At 50.8% G+C, this 18891-nt stretch carries 16 protein-coding genes; 6 read left to right on the top strand and 10 right to left on the bottom strand.

What is annotated here, in order from left to right; all coding sequences use genetic code 11:
* Window positions 1-6 precede the first annotated feature (6 nt).
* From L9P87_RS07910 to L9P87_RS07865, 10 genes are all read right to left on the bottom strand, one after another.
* Window positions 7-1227, bottom strand: coding sequence for a multifunctional CCA addition/repair protein (locus L9P87_RS07910; protein ID WP_237444134.1), 1221 nt, complete (start codon window positions 1225-1227; stop codon window positions 7-9).
* Window positions 1228-1285: 58 nt separating this feature from the next.
* A complete protein-coding gene (locus L9P87_RS07905) occupies window positions 1286-2812 on the bottom strand; it encodes a SpoVR family protein (RefSeq protein WP_237444133.1) in 1527 nt (508 codons plus the stop codon).
* 33 nt (window positions 2813-2845) lie between these two features.
* Window positions 2846-4114, bottom strand: coding sequence for a YeaH/YhbH family protein (locus L9P87_RS07900; protein WP_237444132.1), 1269 nt, complete (start codon window positions 4112-4114; stop codon window positions 2846-2848).
* Window positions 4115-4127: 13 nt separating this feature from the next.
* On the bottom strand, window positions 4128-6050 hold the full coding sequence (locus L9P87_RS07895) for a PrkA family serine protein kinase (protein ID WP_237444131.1): 1923 nt from the start codon (window positions 6048-6050) through the stop codon (window positions 4128-4130).
* A gap of 332 nt (window positions 6051-6382) precedes the next feature.
* The gene (locus tag L9P87_RS07890; protein WP_237444130.1) at window positions 6383-7201 is read right to left on the bottom strand and encodes a symmetrical bis(5'-nucleosyl)-tetraphosphatase; all 819 of its coding nucleotides are present in this window, start codon (window positions 7199-7201) and stop codon (window positions 6383-6385) included.
* Window positions 7201-7572, bottom strand: coding sequence for a Co2+/Mg2+ efflux facilitator ApaG/CorD (apaG, locus tag L9P87_RS07885; RefSeq protein ID WP_237444129.1), 372 nt, complete (start codon window positions 7570-7572; stop codon window positions 7201-7203). Before apaG ends, L9P87_RS07890 begins: the two co-directional genes overlap by 1 nt.
* 31 nt (window positions 7573-7603) lie before the next feature.
* Window positions 7604-8458 carry a 16S rRNA (adenine(1518)-N(6)/adenine(1519)-N(6))-dimethyltransferase RsmA gene (rsmA, locus tag L9P87_RS07880; RefSeq protein ID WP_237444128.1) on the bottom strand — a complete coding sequence of 285 codons (855 nt, stop codon included), beginning with the start codon at window positions 8456-8458 and terminating at the stop codon, window positions 7604-7606.
* A gap of 92 nt (window positions 8459-8550) precedes the next feature.
* Window positions 8551-9534 carry a 4-hydroxythreonine-4-phosphate dehydrogenase PdxA gene (gene pdxA, locus L9P87_RS07875; protein ID WP_237444127.1) on the bottom strand — a complete coding sequence of 328 codons (984 nt, stop codon included), beginning with the start codon at window positions 9532-9534 and terminating at the stop codon, window positions 8551-8553.
* Window positions 9534-10823: a peptidylprolyl isomerase gene (locus L9P87_RS07870; protein ID WP_237444126.1), complete on the bottom strand. Its 1290-nt coding sequence runs from the start codon at window positions 10821-10823 to the stop codon at window positions 9534-9536. The genes pdxA and L9P87_RS07870 overlap by 1 nt, the downstream gene beginning before the upstream one ends.
* Window positions 10813-13218, bottom strand: a complete 2406-nt coding sequence (locus tag L9P87_RS07865) for an LPS-assembly protein LptD (RefSeq protein WP_237444125.1) — start codon at window positions 13216-13218, stop codon at window positions 10813-10815. Before L9P87_RS07865 ends, L9P87_RS07870 begins: the two co-directional genes overlap by 11 nt.
* 179 nt (window positions 13219-13397) lie before the next feature.
* On the opposite strand from L9P87_RS07865, the gene L9P87_RS07860 reads away from it, so the two are divergent.
* From L9P87_RS07860 to L9P87_RS07835, 6 genes are all read left to right on the top strand, one after another.
* Window positions 13398-14399: an aminoglycoside phosphotransferase family protein gene (locus L9P87_RS07860; protein ID WP_237444124.1), complete on the top strand. Its 1002-nt coding sequence runs from the start codon at window positions 13398-13400 to the stop codon at window positions 14397-14399.
* A 5-nt stretch (window positions 14400-14404) separates the two neighbouring features.
* Window positions 14405-15097: an N-acetylmuramate alpha-1-phosphate uridylyltransferase MurU gene (gene murU / locus L9P87_RS07855; protein ID WP_290368497.1), complete on the top strand. Its 693-nt coding sequence runs from the start codon at window positions 14405-14407 to the stop codon at window positions 15095-15097.
* Window positions 15098-15175: 78 nt separating this feature from the next.
* Window positions 15176-15844, top strand: coding sequence for a ribulose-phosphate 3-epimerase (gene rpe / locus L9P87_RS07850; RefSeq protein WP_237444122.1), 669 nt, complete (start codon window positions 15176-15178; stop codon window positions 15842-15844).
* A gap of 4 nt (window positions 15845-15848) precedes the next feature.
* Complete coding sequence (locus L9P87_RS07845) at window positions 15849-16520, top strand: phosphoglycolate phosphatase (protein WP_237444121.1); 672 nt, start codon at window positions 15849-15851, stop codon at window positions 16518-16520.
* 246 nt (window positions 16521-16766) lie between these two features.
* Complete coding sequence (gene trpE / locus L9P87_RS07840; protein ID WP_237444120.1) at window positions 16767-18248, top strand: anthranilate synthase component I; 1482 nt, start codon at window positions 16767-16769, stop codon at window positions 18246-18248.
* Window positions 18249-18273: 25 nt separating this feature from the next.
* Window positions 18274-18867: an anthranilate synthase component II gene (locus tag L9P87_RS07835; RefSeq protein ID WP_237444119.1), complete on the top strand. Its 594-nt coding sequence runs from the start codon at window positions 18274-18276 to the stop codon at window positions 18865-18867.
* The last annotated feature ends 24 nt before the right edge of the window (window positions 18868-18891 follow it).

The following is an 18891-nucleotide window of genomic DNA, read 5'->3' as shown; positions in this document are numbered from 1 at the left end:
GTCAGGTTACTGGCGCTCGATCTGGGCGACTCTATTGACTCTCTCGGCACTGATTGCGGTGGCGATCTCTTTGCCCTTCAGCCCTTGAGCAATAAAGTCTTTGGCCTTGACCTCTTGACACTGAAGGAGCGCGCGTTGAAAAAAAAGTCGTTGTGGGTAAGGGCGCAGCTCAAGACCTAGGCGACCTCGTGCATCGGCTTCACAGGCTAGCAAAAATTGCTGGAAGCGTTCGGGGCGTCTGAATGCGTCGGTGGCATCAAGCACTTTCACCACGGTTTTGGCTTTCAGCTCCACAGCACGATGGATGTGCGTGTGATATTCGCAAGTGATGAGCGCCAGTTCTCGATATTCATTGGGCACGGTAAGTCTTTGGCAAAGCTTTTTGATAGGGTTGAGCCCGGTTGCTTCATGGGCAATATGGCGTGGCCAATCTTCGGGTTTGGTTTTGCCCTTGCCGAAGTCGTGACAGAGGATGGCAAAGCGCGGAGGGAGGTCGTCACTGAGTGCGCAGACTTGCTCCAGTGCCATCAATACATGCACGCCAGTGTCGATTTCAGGGTGGTGAGCCTCGGGTTGCGGTACGCCAAATAATGCGTCGAACTCTGGCATAATGACAGCGAGAGCGCCACATTCTCGCAGGGTCTGAAAGTATATCTGCGGTGATTTTTCTGATAATGCTCTGATAGTTTCCTGCCAAACGCGTTCGCTGACCAAGTGTTCAACTTCGCCGGTGGTAACCATCGACTGCAGGAGAACCATGGTGTCGTCAGCGATGGAAAAGCCAAGATGAGCATAGCGGGCGTGGAAGCGGGCGATACGTAATATTCTAAGAGGGTCTTCACAAAAAGCGTCGGATACATGGCGCAATAACTTGTCGCTTAAATCTGTTTGGCCATTGTAAGGGTCATATATATTTCCGTCAGCGTCTTCGGCCATGGCATTAATGGTTAAATCTCGGCGCAGCAAATCCTGCTCCAGTGTGACATCGGCGGCGGCATAACAGGTAAAACCGGCATAGCCTTTGCCCAGCTTTCTCTCTGTACGTGCGAGTGCGTACTCCTCTTTCGTTTCGGGGTGGAGAAAGACAGGGAAATCTTTACCGACTTGGCTAAAACCCTGTGTCAGTAGTTGCTCGGGGGTTGCCCCGACGATGACCCAGTCATGGTCTTTCACCGGGAAGCCAAGTAGGCGGTCGCGAACGGCACCACCAACGCTGTAAATATCCATTATTGCCAGTTACCACGATAAGTTGAGAGTGTGCTAATAATACCCAATTGAGCGGTAATTAGTAGGGTACAAAGGCAGACGTCTTGGCGTGTTCGTGGCTGAAGTGAAACTCTTTTGTGGTGTTGCGGTTACTATCCGAGGTAATCAGGTGAACATCAAAGCCCCACAGTCGGCTCAGGTGTTTTAATACGTCATCAGTATTTTGATCCAGCGGCATGCGATTGTGTTGCATATGACGGAGGTAGAGCGCTCGATCGCCTTTGGTGTCAACATTGTAGATTTGGATATTCGGCTCTCTGTCGCCGAGGTTGTATTGGCTCGCCAGGGTTTCACGAATTTTCTTGTACCCCCGTTCCTCATGGATGGCGGCAATTTCAATCTCGCTGCTCTGATCGTCATCGAGCACATAAAACAGTTTTAGATCGCGGATGACCTTCGGCGACAAAAACTGAAGAATAAAGCTTTCATCTTTGAAGTTACGCATGGCAAATTGCAATGTTTCTTGCCAATCAGTGCCGGCAAATTCAGGGAAATATTCCCGGTCTTCATCGGTGGGATGTTCGCAGATTCGACGGATATCGATCATCATGTGGAAGCCCAGCGTATAGGGGTTGATGCCGCTGTAGTATGGACTGTCGAAATCAGGCTGAAAGATGACGCTGGTGTGCGACTGTAAAAACTCAAACATAAAGCCGTCATTAACGAGTCCACGGTCATACATCTCGTAGATCAAGGTGTAATGCCAAAAACAGGCCCAGCCCTCGTTCATCACTTGAGTTTGGCGCTGGGGATAAAAGTATTGGGCAATCTTGCGTACGATACGAATAATTTCGCGCTGCCAAGACTCCAGCAGCGGCGAGTTTTTCTCCATAAAATAAAGCAGGTTTTCCTGTGGTTCAGAGGGGAAACAATGTTGATTGGTCTCGTCGGTCTCATCGTCTCCGCGAGGTATTGTTCGCCACAGGTCGTTAACCTGTTTCTGTAGATCGGCTTCTCTCTGTTGCTGACGCTCCGTTTCAAGCTCGGCAGAGATGGGATCTGGACGCTGATATCGGTCAACGCCGTAGTTCATTAGCGCATGGCAAGAGTCCAGCGTCTTTTCGACCTCTTCGAGGCCATAGCGCTGCTCGCATTTGGCTATATAGTTTTTAGCAAACAATAAATAATCAATAATGGATTTTGCATCGGTCCAGGCTTTGAATAGGTAATTGCCCTTGAAGAATGAGTTGTGGCCATAACAGGCGTGGGCGATAACTAACGCCTGCATAGTCATGGTGTTTTCTTCCATTAAATAGGCGATACAGGGGTCGGAGTTGATCACTATTTCATAGGCCAGCCCCATTTGGCCGCGCTGGTAGTTTTTCTCAATGCCCAAGAAATGCTTGCCGTAAGACCAGTGGCTGTAGCCTAGTGGCATACCATGCGAGGCGTATGCATCCATCATCTGTTCTGAACTGATGATCTCAATTTGATTGGCATAAGTATCGAGGCCAAACTCAGCGGCAATATTACCGATTTCCTCTTCATATTGTTGGACGAGACTGAATGTCCATTCGGAATCAGTAGAGATGGGTTGTCGATCCATTGTCAGCTCCATGGCTAATCATTGGCGTACTGTTTAGGCAACGCGTCGCTTGAACAGCTCTCTAAATACGGGGTAGATATCTGAGTTGTTTATTATTTGCTCCATGGCAAAGGTGTCGGGAAATTGTGCCGAAACCTGTTCGTACTCACGCCAAAGAGCCTGGTGTTCACGGGGGGTTATTTCAATATACGAATAGTGTTGCACGTGGGGCATTATGCTTTCTGTCAACAAGTTGTAGCAGGTGGAGGAGTCGTCATTCCAATTGTCCCCATCACTGGCCTGGGCGCCGTATATGTTCCAATCACTGGTGGGATAGCGATCCTCAATGATTTCCTGCATCAATGCTAGCGCGCTGGAGACTATCGTGCCGCCAGTTTCACGGCTGTAAAAGAACTCCTGCTCGTCAACCTCTTTGGCGCTGGTGTGATGTCGTATAAACACCACTTCTGTGTGATCGTAATTTCGTTGCAAAAAAAGGTAAAGCAGGATGAAAAATCGCTTTGCCATGTCCTTGGTGGCTTGATTCATTGAACCGGATACATCCATGATGCAAAACATCACCGCCTTTGAACTTGGGGTCGGTGTTTTGACATGAAGATTGTAGCGAATATCGAAGTCATCAATAAAAGGAATTCGTTTCAGCTTGCCTTTTAATTGAATGATTTCATCAGAGATTTTTACCTGCTCGCTATCATTTTCACTCTGCTCTTTCAGCTCTTTTAATTGTTGATTAAGTTTTTTTATCTGTCGCTTGGTTGATGAGCCTAGTGCGATTCTTCGGGCATGCGCACTGCGTAATGAGCGTACAATATTAATTTGGTTCGGGGTGCCAACAGCGCTATAGCCAGCACGTTTTTGAGTGAAAGACTTTGAGCCAGCAAGCTGTCGTTTGACCAGGTTGGGTAATTCGAGATCATCAAACATGAATTCGAGAAACTCCTCCTGGGTGATTTGAAAAACAAAATCATCCTCGCCTTCACCCTGGTTGCTGGCGCTGCCTTCCCCCGCCCCCCCACCGGCACCACCCGTCGGTCGTGGCATATGGTCGCCGGCGACAAATTCCTTGTTGCCGGGGTGAATCACGCTACGGCGACCGCCATTGCCGTGGCCAAAAACAGGTTCGCCGATGTCTTTGTCGGCAATAGTTATCTGCTCACCTTTTTCGATATCGGTAATGGAGCGTTTAGTGACGGCGTCGGAAACGGCTTTTTTGATATGGGCGCGGTAACGTTTCAAAAAACGCTGGCGATTTACCGTGCTTTTGTTTCTACCGTTGAGGCGTCGATCGATAATATAACCCATAGACCACCTCGTATTATTGCGATTTCCTGACCCGTAAATACCACTCAGACAGCAGCCTGACCTGTTTCTCGGTATAGCCCCGTTCTACCATGCGATCGACAAAGTCATTGTGCTTTTTTTGATCTCGGTTTGATGCCTTGGCGTTAAAGGAGATGACCGGTAATAAGTCCTCGGTATTAGAAAACATTTTTTTCTCTATTACCGAGCGTAGCTTCTCATAGCTATTCCATGACGGGTTGCTGCCGTTGTTGTTCGCTTTGGCGCGGAGAACAAAGTTTACCACCTCGTTGCGGAAGTCTTTCGGGTTAGAAATGCCTGCAGGCTTCTCGATTTTTTCTAGTTCTTCATTGATCGCAACACGGTTGAGAATCTCGCCGGTTTCGGGGTCGCGATATTCTTGATCCTGAATCCAAAAATCCGCATAGGTGACATAGCGATCGAAGATGTTCTGACCATATTCGGAGTAAGACTCTAGATAGGCTGTTTGAATTTCCTTGCCGATAAACTCCACATAACGCGGCGCTAAAAATTCTTTGATGAAGCGGAGGTAGCGGTCGCGCAGCTCTGGCTGAAATTGCTCCTGCTCTATTTGTTGTTCTAGTACATAGAGTAAATGAACGGGGTTTGCTGATATTTCTGTCGAGTCAAAGTTGAAAACCTTGGAGAGGATCTTATAGGCGAAACGCGTCGACAAACCATCCATGCCTTCGTCGACACCAGCATTATCACGATATTCTTGAATAGATTTAGCCTTGGGGTCGGTGTCTTTTAAATTTTGTCCATCATAGACCTTCATCTTCGAATAGAGATTGGAGTTCTCTGGCTCTTTGATACGGGAAAGCACGGTAAATTGCGCCAACATAGACAAGGTGTCGGGGGCGCAGGGAGCCGATGTCAATGAACTGTTGGCCAGCAACTTTCGGTAGATTTCTGACTCTTCACTGGTGCGTAGGCAATAGGGCACCTTAACAATATAGACCCTGTCTATGAAGGCCTCATTATTTTTATTGCCCTTAAAAGCTTGCCATTCCGACTCATTGGAGTGAGCGAGTATAAGGCCGTCGAAGGGAATGGCCCCCAAGCCTTCAGTCGAGTTGTAATTACCTTCCTGGGTGGCAGTTAACAGAGGGTGGAGTACCTTGATCGGTGCCTTAAACATCTCAACAAACTCCATAATGCCCTGATTGGCACGGCAAAGTGCGCCGGAGTAGCTGTAGGCATCGGGGTCGTTTTGTGGGTAGTCTTCAAGTTTGCGAATGTCGACCTTACCGACCAAAGCTGAAATATCCTGGTTATTCTCATCGCCGGGTTCCGTTTTTGCGCAGGCAACCTGGTCGAGGCGTGACGGGTGTATTTTGATGACTTTGAATTGACTGAGGTCGCCATTGTATTCATGCAGACGCTTGACGGCCCAGGGGGACATGATGTTTTTGATATAGCGAAGCGGAATACCATATTCGGCCTCCAGGATATCGCCATCCTCTTCGGGGTCAAATAAACCGAGTGGCGATTCAAAAACAGGTGAGTCTTTGATGCAGTAAATGGGTTCTTTTTCGATCAAAGATTTGAGCTTCTCGGCCAGTGATGATTTACCGCCACCGACGGGGCCGAGTAGATAGAGTATTTGTTTTTTCTCCTCGAGGCCTTGTGCGGCGTGACGAAAAAAGGAAACCAGCTGCTCAATGGCGTCTTCCATGCCATAGAACTCGTCAAAAACGGGGTAGCGTTTAATGACCTTGTTGGAGAAAATTCGGCTAAAGCGAGGGTCTTGCGAGGTGTCAATCAGCTCTGGTTCACCAATAGCCATCAATAGCCGCTCGGCAGCGGAGGCGTATATTTTTGGTGTTTCTTTGCACAGCTCGAGATATTCCTGCAGGCTGATTTCTTCCTGCTGATTGTCGCTGTAACGGTCCTGAAAATGGTTGAAAATGCTCATTTGCCCCTGCTCCTTAAAGCGTGAACTCTGTGACATTCGCCATTCACAAGCTCGACCATCAGGCCGTAGAGTCACTGAGTTGCAACTAATAACAATCAACATCTTGTCTCCACGCTAGGCGCAGAGTAAAACCGTAATGCAATTAAATACTTAGAGTGGAAATATTAAGCCGTATTTATCGCATTGATTATTCTTTTGCTTTGATTTAAGCATAGTCTTTGAAAACGACAGAGGCCACATAAAAATTATTTTTTTTATAATCTTTTTGTAGGTGGGAGGTTTTTTGGCAATCGGATGATTGTCTGTAGGCTTTGCAGTTACTGGTTGTTAAGTCAGTTGTTGTCGTTTTTTACAGAAATTTTATTTTTATTTTTAATATTCATTAATGTGAGGTCGCCGCCCCAAACGCAGCCGGTGTCAATGCCGAAGTAACGTTTTTGATTAGTCTCGCCATTGAGGGCTGCCCAGTGCCCGAAAATAATCTCAGGACCATCGGGCTGCTGCTGTGCATGGTAGTCAAACCAGGCCTTAAATCCAGGGCGAGTGCTGTGACGATGACTTTTGTCCTGAAGGTCGAGCTGTCCAGCTTGGTTGCAAAAACGCATTCGGGTCAGGTAGTTGGTAATGCAACGCAGGCGCTCGATGTCGATCAACTGTTCAGACCAACAATCGGGTTGGTTGCCGTACATGGCGGCGAAATAGTCGCGGTAGTCATCACCCTGAATGGCTGCCTCTACCTCGCCAGCGAGCGCCAGAGCTTGTTCAATCGGCCACTGAGGGGCAATCCCCGCATGAACGAGGGCAATATTGAGGTTGTGGTCGACGTGAAGCAACGGCTGTTGGCGTAGCCAGTGCTCTAACTGTGGCCAATCCGGTGCGGCCAAGACTTGATCGAGGGTGTCTGATTTTCCGGCTGACCGGGTTGAGTTAGCCAGCGCCAGCAAATGCAGGTCATGATTCCCTAAAACGATGATGGCAGCATCACCCAGTGCGTGAAGGAAACGCAGGGTCTGTAGCGACTCCGGGCCTCTGTTGACCAGGTCGCCGGCCACCCATAAGCTGTCTCTACTGGGACTGAAGTCAGCCTCTGCAAGCAGAGCCTGCAGTGACTGGAAGCAACCCTGTATATCGCCGACGGCATAGGCGGTCATTAGTGCACGGCCAGCGGTGCTGCCAGTTTAAAGGTCGGAATATATGCGTCGAAGCAGTGCCCGGAATTAGTCACCATTTGGTAGCTGCCAGTCATGCTGCCGACCTGGGTATCGAGGGCGGCACCACTGATGTACTCAAAGCTGTCACCGGCGGCGATAAAGGGCTGTTCGCCGATGACGCCATCGCCGTGAACCTCCTTAACGCTATTGTTGCCATCGGTGATTTTCCAATACCGGGTTAATAATCTGACGGTTTCAGTGCCCGTATTGGTAATCGAAATCTGATAGCTGAATGCATAGCGTGTTTTATTCTGTGTCGATTCCTCTGCGAGAAAACGAGTTTTTACATTGATTTCTATTGGGTTGTTCATAACTCAAAACCATGTGGTCAATCGATCGTATTTACGGGGCGGTAATATCGCGACCCTGTTGCTTGGCGTCGTAAATAGCGTTGGCTAAGGTAACGTATTCTGCCAGCGTTAAGTTTTCTGGTCTGGCGGCTGGGTTGATACCGTTTTCAACAATAAAGGCTTCACAGCAGAGCTTTTTCAAGGTGTTACGCAGTGTTTTACGGCGTTGCTGAAACGCGATGCTAACCACGTGTTCAAGCAAGTTGACGTCTTTGGCGACATGGGGCAATTGTTTATGAGGAACCAGTCTGACGATGGCCGAGTCGACCTTGGGTGCTGGCCGAAACGCTGTCGGTGGCACAATAAAGAGTTGCTCGATATCGCAATAATACTGCGTCATCACGGTCAATCGGCCATAGGCCTTGCAATCCGGCTGAGCGGCGAGGCGTTTGACTACTTCGAGCTGCAGCATGAAGTGCATATCGGTAATATTGTTACAGTGCTCTAATAGGTGGAAAATCAGCGGTGTACTGATGTTATAGGGCAGGTTACCGACAACACGAAGAGGCTGCTCGTCATCGACGAGGGCGTTATAGTCGAAACGTAGAGCATCGGCATGGTGGAGGGTAAAGTTTTCCTTTAGGCCAAAGTGCAGTTTCAATATTGGCAGTAAGTCATTATCGAGTTCGACAACATCTAAGCGGGCACCGCTGGCAATGATGCTGGCGGTAATCGCACCCTGTCCCGGCCCAATCTCAACCAAGTGCTGGTTAGCTTTAGGACGGATAGAAGCCACTATATTGGCGATGATTGAATCATCGCTTAAGAAGTTTTGACCAAAGCGTTTCTTTGCCTGGTGACCGTAAAGAGGCTTGTCGGATTTGGCGGATTTGTCGTACTTAGGCATAGAATTCTCATGGCAAACACTGGATTTCAGTACCGTAAGAAGTACTGCGCCGTGGATTATACGCTAAAAAGACGGGGTTGGCTGCCTGGGTATTAAGCGTTGTTGCTGGCTGTTGCCATGGCAATGGCTTGATCGAGGGCCACCTGTAAGCTGCCGCTGTCGGCGGTGCCGGTGCCGGCGAGGTCCAAGGCGGTGCCGTGGTCGACAGAGCTGCGGATGATGGGCAGGCCCAGGGTGATGTTGACGCCGCGGCCAAAGCTTTGGTACTTGAGTACCGGTAAACCCTGGTCATGATACATCGCCAGCACCGCATCGCTGCGGCCCAGATATTTTTCGGTGAACAGGGTGTCGGCGGGCAGCGGCCCTTCTAATGAGAACCCCTGTTGCCGAAGCTCTGCAAGTACCGGCTCAATCGTATCAATTTCCTCGCGACCCATGTGGCCGCCTTCGCCGGCGTGGGGGTTGAGGCCGGCAACAATAATATGCGGTTTCTTGATGGCAAACTTAGTGACTAAGTCATGATGCAATATAGTGATGACTTCGGTGAGAAGCTCGGTGGTAATAGCCTCGCTGACGGCTTTTAGCGGTAAGTGAGTGGTCGCTAAGGCGACGCGCATTTGATCACTGGCCAGCATCATCACGACTTTTGGCGTGTGGGTTCGATCGGCTAAGAACTCGGTGTGGCCGCTGAATGTTAAGCCGCTGTCGTTGATTACGCCTTTATGGACTGGCGCTGTTACCATGGCGTCGAAGCTACCGTCGACACAGCCATCGGTGGCGATGCTGAGTGTCTGAATGACATATTCGGCATTATCAATATTAAGCACACCGGCGATAGAAGGCGCCGACAGCGGCGTATCGATAATAGAGAGCTGGCCGTGACCACTGAGTTGTGGCACGTCGGGGTCAAAGCAAACAAGCTTAATGGCTAGGCCAACCTTTGCCGCACGCTGTCTCAGTAACGCCGCGTTGGCAATGACCACCAGCTCAACCTGCTGTGATTGCTGAGCTAGCTGGATGGCCAATTCTGGGCCAACCCCGGCGGGTTCGCCGGGTGTTAGAGCAATGCGAAGCATTAATACTTGATATCGACGTAGGCTTCGTCGCGTATTTTGAGCAGCCAGGCATCTAACTCTTCCTGAAATTTGCCCTGGTGTAGGTAGTTGCGGGCGGCATTTTTTTGGCGTTCATTGCTGATGTCTTTCATCTCGCGGTCCTCAACTTGCAAGATATGCCAGCCAAATTGAGATTTGAAGGGCTGGCTGATATCGCCGGGTTGGGCAGCTTCCATGGTTTTTTCAAAGGCCGGCACAAATTGTCCCTTTCGGGACCAGCCGAGGTCGCCGCCTTCGCTGCCGCTGCCGATATCTTCCGAGTACTGCTTGGCCAGCACGGCAAAGTCCTCACCGCTGATGATGCGTTGACGGATCTCGCTCAACTGTTGCTGAGCCTGTTCGTCAGTACGAATAGCCGAGGTTTTTAATAGGATATGACGAGCCTTGGTCTGCTCGATCATCTTGGTACTGCCCCCGCGCTTTTCAATCAGTTGGACGATATGGATGCCGCTATCGGTGGCAAACGGGTCGGAGACCTGACCAACGCTGAGTGTTGGGGTGACGTCACTGAAAACGCTGGGGATATCTTCTGTACGGCGCCAGCCAAGGTCGCCGCCGCGGACATTATTGGCGCCGTTTACTTTCAGCCAGCCATCAATGCTGCCGCCTTTCGAAATGGCAGCCTGAGCTTGTTTAAGTTTGGCCATGCCAGCCGCTTCGCTGCCACCGTCTAAGCCATAAAAAATATGGGCAAGATGGTATTGAACGGCAGTCAAGGCACTGCCTTCCTTAGAGTTGAGGAAGTTCTCGATTTCTTTGTCGGTGATTTGAATCTTGTTGTTAATATTGCCAGCCTGAACCTGCTGAAGAATCATTTCACGGCGAATCTGCTCGCGGGTGGCCTGGTAGCTTAAACCATCAGCTTCAAGCGCTTTTTGGAACTGTTCGAGGCTGAGACCGTTTTGGCCAGCAACACGAGACATGGCCTCGTTAAGCTGTTGGTCCGAAATACGAACACCGCCACGCTGCCCCATCTGTAGCTGCAAATTCTCGACTATCATGGTGTCGAGTACATCTTTGCGCAGCTGATCTTCAGGTGGTGTCGGCCTGCCTTGGGATTTAATATTGTAATGTATCTGCTCTAGGCGCTCATCGAGTTCGCTCTGCATAATGACGCCATCGTCGACCACGACAACGACGCGATCGAGCATCTGCACTTCGGCCCAGCTGATGATAGGCATCAGGGTCAGCGCGGCAATAGCGCTATAGCGTGTGATGATACGGGGGATACTGTACAACTTACTTATCATGTTCTTCGCGCTCTTCAAAACCAACAATACTGTCGTCAAGGTCTAGACCGTTTCCGACACCGCCGAGTCCTTTAAGTTGAAAGTGGAGGTAGACGCCGTGTTCTACCTCATTATTGCCATCGATACCCTTCTGATAGACCAGTTGGGTCTTCCAGCAACAGCTGTTGTATTCTATACCGGCAATCTCTTCGAGAGAACGTTTATTCGAATGATCGTAGTTATATCGACCAATAAACGCCCAGTTGTCGTTGATCGGGATGACACCGGAGATATCGCTCTGGTTGGTATCGCCCTTATAAAGCGTCTTGCTGCCATCGGTCTCGGTGACATAATAATCATCGCCGGTGGCGGTGCGGTAACTGAGGTTGAGCAGGGCATAATCATTGGCGTTGTAACGCATGGTAATATTGCCCTGTTTGGTCTCATTCAGCTCGGTATCCCACAGAATATTCGAGATAAAACGCAGGTTTTCCGTCGGCCTGAAACTGGCTTCACCGGCGATATCAGATTGGCGGCTGTCGATGGCAAAATCAGTCTCTGAGCTGCTGTCCAACCCGACTTTACGCTCATCAAAGTAATAAATCTGGCCGAGCGAGAAGCTGGCGCGCTCAATGCCGGTGCTGTTGTCGATGAATCGGGTGGTGACACCGGCCGATATCTGGTTGGCATCATCGATTAAATCGTGGCCACTGAACCGGGTATCTCTGAACAACTGGTTGTAGCTAAAGGTCAGTTCGCCGGTGTCAAACAGCGGGTTGTCCGATTGGTCTTCATACTGGCTGTATAGATAGAACGCCCTGGGTTCCAGCGTCTGGGTATAGCCGGAGCCGAAAAGGTTGAGGTCGCGATCGAAAAACAAGCCGGCTTCCACACTGGCCATACCGGCAGTGGTTGAGGGGCTGTAGTCCTCTCTGTTCTCGTTCGGGTTGCCGGTCTCATCATCGAGTTGATAATGCAGGCTGCGCACCTTGGCTGTTGGTGTTAGATAACCCCAGCGGCTCTCGAAGGTATAGCTAATACCGGGTTCTAAGTAGAGGCGCTGGCCTTGAATCTTGTTGTCGTCGTTGTGGGCGAAGTCGGTAAATTCACTGACTAGCAGCCAGTTAAACTGATTGCCCTCGGGAAAGCCGGTGGTGTTAACCTCCAGTCGTGGCAGCATTTGGTAGGGCTCATTGACGGTGTCGTTAATGGTTTGATACTGCTGGGCCTTGGCCTTGAATGTCAGGCCGTAGGTGTTGTACCAAAGCTCTGCTTTTTGATCGAGGTGGGTCTGGCGCTTGACGTCCAGGCTCTCTGCGCTGATGTCGTTGAGGTAATCATCGTCGGAGACCTTGGTGTAGTCTATTCTGTGCTTTAGGCCGTTGATATCCCCTTGTTCCTGGACGCCAACCAGCCAGCGTGTGTCCTCGTATTCCTCATCGTCTAAATAAGCGCCACTGAATACCCACTCGCTGTATTTGTTGAGGTAGCGGGTTTCGAGTTCGGTGGAGAGGCCGCGACCATGGATATACCTTGGTGCCAGTGTGGCATCGTAGTTTTCGGCCAGATTAAAGTAATAAGGCACGGTAATATCGAGGCCATTGCCGCCCTTGGCGGTACCTATGGTCGGCCACAGAAAGCCCGACTTACGGCGGTCATCGATGGGAAAGGTAAAGTAAGGTATGTAGGCAACAGGCACGTCTTTGATATACAGCTTGGCGTGTTTGGCGGTGCCGACCCCCTCGTCGTGTTCAAGCTTGATATCGGTGGCCTGCATATACCAGTCGTTACTGCCCGGGGCGCATCGGGTATAGCTGCTGTTGTATAACTCTGTCGTCATCTCGCCTGTTTTGCTGAGATGCTCAGCGTCGCCGCGAACCGCCGCCTGATGGATGACAAACTCGGCCTCATTAATCGTCCCAGTGCCATCGGCAGAGTTGAAATAGCCGCTCTCGCCCAGCATCAGAATGCCGCTGTCTCTCACCGTCACATTGCCTTCGAGCTCTAATATGTCACTGCTGTTGTCGGCGCGGGCCTCATCGGCAAAAATCTGACGGCTGCCCTGATTAATCACCACATCACCGACAAACTTGGCGCTGTTTTTATCGGTAATCTCGGTGCTGTCGGCGCTGACCTTGGTGGGGGCTTCATCCGGTGAAAGCAGGGCGTCCGGTGATGGGTTGATTGGGGCGACATACATGCCGTTGCAGCCGGGGCGCAGTTGAGCACGTTGTTCAGGGCTTAAATCGCAGGCAGGCACCCAGTCGAGGGCGCGGGTGTTGCCACAGCTGTCAGCCCAGAGTTGGCCGGAGCAGAGAATCAGGGTGATGGCAGTGGTTAACTGTTTGCGAGGGAAGCGGCGGCGGATGAAATCGCTGGCCGTTTGTCGGTTTAATAGTGGTGTCGTCGACGCCATGGGTTATAAAATATCCAAAGTTCGATGTGAAGTTGGGCGTGCCGCTGTATGCCGAGGTAAAAATGTGAGTAAATACGGCACTGTGATCACGTTATTGTTGGTATACAACGATATTATCTAGGCGATGATAAAACATTCTAGCTGTTGTTCCTATATTGCAAATGAGATGGAGGCGTAAATTGTCGTTCGAGGCGTTATTAAATTGGTCGAGAGAGCAGTTACCAGAGCTGATTGATCAGCCCTATCAATGGTTGTCGGTATCCGGCGATGCCAGTTTTCGTGTTTATTATCGTTTGTCTTATGCCTCGGGCAGCTATATTGCTGTCAGCGCACCGCCGGAAAAAGAAAAAAACCATGAGTTTGTGGCGATAGCCCAGGGTTTGGTTGAGGCCGGCGTTAAGGCACCTGCCATTATTGCCGCCGATTTTGAGCAAGGCTTTTTGTTGCAGCAAGATTTTGGCGATCAATTGTTACTGCCGCTGTTGTCGGCTGAAAGTGCAGATCATTGGTACACTGCGTCGATGGACCTGATGTGGTCGCTCAGCCGGAGTCATATTGATAATCTCCCCTTGTATAGTGATGCGCTTTTGGCGCAAGAGTTCCAATTATTTGCCGATTGGTTTGTCGATGCACAGTTGGGCTATCGCTTGGCTGGAGATGAGCAGGCCATGCTGGACCGGTTAGAGCGCAAACTCAATGATTCTGCCCTGTCTCAGCCTCAGGTGGTGGTGCATCGCGATTTTCACGCCCGTAATATTATGGCCATCGACGGTGAACTGGCGGTGATTGATTTTCAAGATGCGGTGATTGGTCCGGTGACTTATGATCTGGTGTCGCTGTTAAAGGATTGTTATATCCGCTGGCCAAGAGCGCAGGTTATTACCTGGGTTGAGCAATACCGGCTGCAGTATCAGCAGCAGACGGGGCAGACATTTGATACCGGAGTATGGCTGAAGTGGTTCGACTTGATGGGCATGCAGCGTCATATCAAAGTGCTGGGGATTTTCTGTCGCTTAAATATTCGCGATAATAAACAGGCTTATTTGGCCGATTTACCGCGGGTCATCGAGTATGTACAAGAGGTGAGTGGGCTGTATGACGAGCTTGCCGAATTCTCCGGCTGGTTTGAGCGCACCATGGTGCCTTTGATTGTCGCCCAAGGCTGGGGAGATGCTGCGTGAGGGCGATGATTCTGGCGGCAGGCTTTGGCAAGCGCATGCAGCCGCTGACGCTGACCACGCCGAAGCCACTGCTACGAGTGAACGACAAACCGTTGATCGAATATCATATCGAGGCGCTGGTCCGCGCCGGTGTTGAGTCCATTGTGATTAACCTGGGCTGGCTGGGCGAGCAAATATCGCAGCAGCTCGGTGATGGCAGTCGCTGGGGTGTGGAGCTTCATTACTCTTTTGAGCCCGAGCCGCTGGAAACAGCAGGAGGTATCTATCAGGCCTTAAGCTTGCTGGGTGATGCCCCTTTTATCGTGGTTAACGGTGATGTTTGGACTGATTTTGACTACCGCGTCCTAAAGGTCGACACATTAACAGGCGATGACCTGGCTTATCTGGTGTTGGTTGCCAACCCCGAGCACAACCCCGATGGTGATTTTTTACTGCAGCAGGGCCGTATAGCCAACCCCAATTCTGACTCTCGGCAGCCGGGCCTGACCTTTGCCGGTATCAGTGTTATCTCCCCTCGGTTATTTAATGGCTTTGACCCTACGGCTAAGGCGGCTCTTTCGCCTCTGCTTCGGGCGGCGGCTGATACAGGCAAGTTAGCCGGTCAACATTTTACCGGCGAATGGCTGGATATCGGCACACCCGAGCGCCTGGAACTGTTAAATAACACCGTGTCGCAGACAAAAACCGCCAGCGACTGATGATCTTATGGTGGCGACAGGTTAAACTGCGCGCAAATTAAGCGGACTATCCGCGTCATTCTTATTGTTGAGGTTGTTATGGCTGATTATCAAATTGCCCCATCTATCCTATCTGCGGACTTTGCCCGCCTGGGCGAGGAAGTGGAAAACGTGTTGGCCGCCGGTGCCGATATTGTGCATTTCGATGTGATGGATAATCACTACGTTCCCAATCTCACCTTTGGTCCGATGATCTGCTCGGCGCTGCGCGACTACGGTATAACAGCGCCCATCGACGTGCACCTGATGGTCAGCCCTGTTGATAGCTTGATTACTGAGTTCGCCAAGGCCGGTGCCACCTATATCACTTTCCACCCCGGTGGCAGTGAGCACATTGACCGCTCGCTACAGCTGATTAAGGACTTGGGTTGCAAGGCCGGTTTGGTACTCAACCCTGCCACCTCACCAGAAGAGCTCAAATATGTTATCGACAAGCTCGATATGATTCTGTTGATGTCGGTAAACCCTGGTTTTGGCGGCCAGAAATTCATTCCTTCAGTATTGGATAAGGTGGTCGAAGTACGCCGCATGATCGATGCCAGTGGCCGTGATATCCGTCTTGAGATCGATGGTGGTGTGACCCCGGATAACATCCGAGAGATTGCCGCCGCCGGTGTCGATACCTTTGTCGCTGGCTCGGCTATTTTCAACAAACCTGATTATAAAGATGCGATTGATGCGCTGCGCTCAGAACTCGCCAAGGCCTAAGCTCATGCAGGTGACAAAACCACAGGCGGTATTATTTGATCTCGATGGCACTCTGGTCGACAGCGTGCCCGATATCGCTCTCGCCCTCGATGCCGCACTGGCTGAGTTATCATTGGCCGAGGCGGGTATTGATCGTGTGCGGGACTGGGTGGGCAACGGCGCTCGAATATTGGTCGTTCGCGGACTTGCCTGGGGCTTGCAGCAGACGACAGAGTCGCTGTCCACCGAGCAGATAGATCGAGCTGAACAGTTGTTTCGCCAGCATTACAGCCGTTACCTTAATCAGGCCAGTGCTCTTTACAGTGGCGTCACAGAGTACCTGTCTTGGTTACATGCTCAGGCTGTGCCAATGGCTGTTGTCACCAACAAACCGATAGCCTTTGTGCCGGCCTTGTTGAGCGGCTTGGGGATTGATGGTTTCTTTGACGTGGTATTGGGTGGTGATAGTGTCGATAACAGCAAGCCGCATCCGCAAATGCTGCTAGTGGCCTGTCAGCGGCTCGGCGTTGAGCCACAGCAGTGCTGGATGGTAGGCGATTCCTGTAACGATATCGAGGCAGCCAGGGCGGCGGAGATGCCGGTTGTCGGTGTTAGCTATGGCTATAACCATGGCCGCGACATCGCTCTCGATCGCCCCGACCGGGTGGTGGACAGCCTGAACGAATTGATTATGTAGCGGCCGACGGCAGTGTTAATAATGCAGGGCTTGGTTAAATCCACAGCCTTGGTTACAATGACTGTCTAAATTTAATCGATGTCTTTTAATTGTTGGGGTATTACGGTGGCACTTTCCATAGGTAGGCAAATAGTGGCCTTATCGATGCGGGATATAACCTGTTGGCGATGGTGATGGAAATGATGGCCTGCGCCACGGCGTAGGCAATGTGTTTTTATGACTTAAAATTTGCTCTCAGGATACACCATGACACCACAACAATACGCTGAGCTTGCGGCCCAGCCCTATAACCGTATTCCGGTTGTTCGCCAAGTACTTGCCGATATGGATACCCCTGTGTCGGCCTATCTCAAACTCGCCGATGGGCCTTACTCCTACCTGTTTGAATCCGTTCAGGGTGGTGAGAAGTGGGGGCGCTATTCGATTATTGGCCTGCCCTGTAAAACCCTGTTAAAGGTGCAGGGCTCGCTGGTGGAGGTCATTACTGACGGTGAGGTGATAGAATCGCTGTCCAGCGACGACCCGCTCGAGTTTATCGAGCAGTTTCAAGCCCGTTATCGTGTCCCAGACCTGGCTGACCTGCCGATGTTTAACGGCGGCTTGGTAGGGTATTTTGGCTATGACACCGTGCGCTATATCGAGAAACGACTCAAAGACAGCTGCCCCGATGATCAAATTGGCACGCCAGACATTCTGCTAATGGTCTCTGAGGATGTGCTGATCTTCGACAACCTGTCGGGTATTTTGCACCTGATCACCCACGCCGACCCCAGTGATGAGCAGGCTTACGATAAAGCCCAGGCTCGCTTGGATGAATTGGAGCGAAAGCTGCCTCTTCCCGGGCCGGCCTTGGATACCCTTGCCATCCATGATGACGGTCAGGGTGATATGACTGAGGATGATTTCATCTCAGTCTTCGGTCAGCAGGCATTTGAGCAGGCGGTGAAGGAAATTAAAGAGTTTGTCCTCGCCGGTGATGTCATGCAGGTGGTGCCCTCGCAGCGTCTGCAGGTGCCGTTTACCGCTCAGCCGATCAACCTCTATCGCTCATTGCGCCGGTTAAACCCATCACCCTATATGTATTTTATCAATATGGATGATTTCCATATTGTCGGCTCGTCGCCGGAGATTCTCGCCCGGGTTGAAAACGGTGAGGTGGCGGTGCGACCGATAGCGGGTACCCGCCGCCGTGGTTATGACGAGGCTGAAGATATCGCCTTGGAAGAAGAGTTATTGGCTGACCCGAAAGAAATTGCCGAGCACTTGATGTTGATCGATCTTGGTCGTAATGATGCCGCCAGAGTCTCAACCATTGGCAGCGTTGTTGTTGGTGAGCAAATGTTGGTCGAGCGCTACTCCCATGTCATGCATATTGTGTCGAATGTCAGCGGCAAAATTAAAGACGGCTGCAGCTCGATGGATGTGCTGCGGGCAACCCTACCAGCCGGCACATTAAGCGGTGCACCCAAGATACGAGCGATGGAAATCATCGATCAATACGAGCCGGTCAAGCGAGGTATTTACGGTGGTGCTGTCGGCTACCTGTCGTGGAATGGCAATATGGATACGGCCATCGCCATCCGTACCGCGGTGATTAAAGATAACATCTTAAACGTTCAGGCTGGTGCCGGAGTTGTTGCCGACTCTGTGCCAAAACTGGAGTGGAAGGAAACCATGAACAAGGCGCGAGCAATCTTCCGCGCTGCCATTATGGCCCACCCTCAGTAACCAGTACCGGCATAGGAATTGAAGCATGTTATTAATGATCGATAATTACGACTCTTTTACTTACAACGTCGTGCAATATTTGGGTGAGCTCGGCGCTGATGTGCAGGTGTATCGCAACGATGAAATAACCATCGAGCAGATTAAAACACTGGCGCCAGACCATATTGTTATTTCCCCAGGCCCCTGTACCCCTAATGAGGCTGGCATTTCGATGAAAGTCATTGAGGAGTTTGCTGGCAAGCTGCCTATCTTAGGGATTTGTTTGGGGCATCAGAGTATTGGCCAAGTGTTTGGCGGCAATATCGTACGTGCCGGGCGGGTGATGCATGGTAAGATATCGCCGGTTTTTCATAACAACAGTGGTGTATTTAGTCAGCTTTCTCTGCCCTTTAATGCCACCCGTTATCACTCGTTGGTAATCGATAAAGAGACGTTGCCAGCCTGCTTAGAGCTGACGGCGTGGACTGAATATGAAGATGGCCGCATCGAAGAAATCATGGGTGTGCGTCACAAAGAGCTGGTGATAGAGGGGGTGCAGTTCCACCCAGAGTCTATCTTGACTGAACATGGCCATGACTTACTGGCCAATTTTTTACGTTATACCAGCGGCCGCCGCTAGCGTATGGCCGGTTAATAATTTCAG

Source organism: Sinobacterium norvegicum, assembly GCF_923077115.1.
Taxonomy (GTDB): domain Bacteria; phylum Pseudomonadota; class Gammaproteobacteria; order Pseudomonadales; family Sinobacteriaceae; genus Sinobacterium; species Sinobacterium norvegicum.
This window is presented reverse-complemented; position numbering and strand designations above follow the sequence as displayed.

Coding starts and splice junctions, on each gene's coding strand:
- trpE (WP_237444120.1), top strand. CDS start 16,767: ATGACACCACAACAATACGCTGAGCTTGCGGCCCAGCCCTATAACCGT.
- pdxA (WP_237444127.1), bottom strand. CDS start 9,534: ATGCTTCGCATTGCTCTAACACCCGGCGAACCCGCCGGGGTTGGCCCA.
- rpe (WP_237444122.1), top strand. CDS start 15,176: ATGGCTGATTATCAAATTGCCCCATCTATCCTATCTGCGGACTTTGCC.
- L9P87_RS07890 (WP_237444130.1), bottom strand. CDS start 7,201: ATGACCGCCTATGCCGTCGGCGATATACAGGGTTGCTTCCAGTCACTG.
- L9P87_RS07900 (WP_237444132.1), bottom strand. CDS start 4,114: ATGGGTTATATTATCGATCGACGCCTCAACGGTAGAAACAAAAGCACG.
- L9P87_RS07835 (WP_237444119.1), top strand. CDS start 18,274: ATGTTATTAATGATCGATAATTACGACTCTTTTACTTACAACGTCGTG.
- L9P87_RS07845 (WP_237444121.1), top strand. CDS start 15,849: ATGCAGGTGACAAAACCACAGGCGGTATTATTTGATCTCGATGGCACT.
- L9P87_RS07865 (WP_237444125.1), bottom strand. CDS start 13,218: ATGGCGTCGACGACACCACTATTAAACCGACAAACGGCCAGCGATTTC.
- L9P87_RS07895 (WP_237444131.1), bottom strand. CDS start 6,050: ATGAGCATTTTCAACCATTTTCAGGACCGTTACAGCGACAATCAGCAG.
- apaG (WP_237444129.1), bottom strand. CDS start 7,572: ATGAACAACCCAATAGAAATCAATGTAAAAACTCGTTTTCTCGCAGAG.
- L9P87_RS07870 (WP_237444126.1), bottom strand. CDS start 10,823: ATGATAAGTAAGTTGTACAGTATCCCCCGTATCATCACACGCTATAGC.
- rsmA (WP_237444128.1), bottom strand. CDS start 8,458: ATGCCTAAGTACGACAAATCCGCCAAATCCGACAAGCCTCTTTACGGT.
- murU (WP_290368497.1), top strand. CDS start 14,405: ATGATTCTGGCGGCAGGCTTTGGCAAGCGCATGCAGCCGCTGACGCTG.
- L9P87_RS07910 (WP_237444134.1), bottom strand. CDS start 1,227: ATGGATATTTACAGCGTTGGTGGTGCCGTTCGCGACCGCCTACTTGGC.
- L9P87_RS07905 (WP_237444133.1), bottom strand. CDS start 2,812: ATGGATCGACAACCCATCTCTACTGATTCCGAATGGACATTCAGTCTC.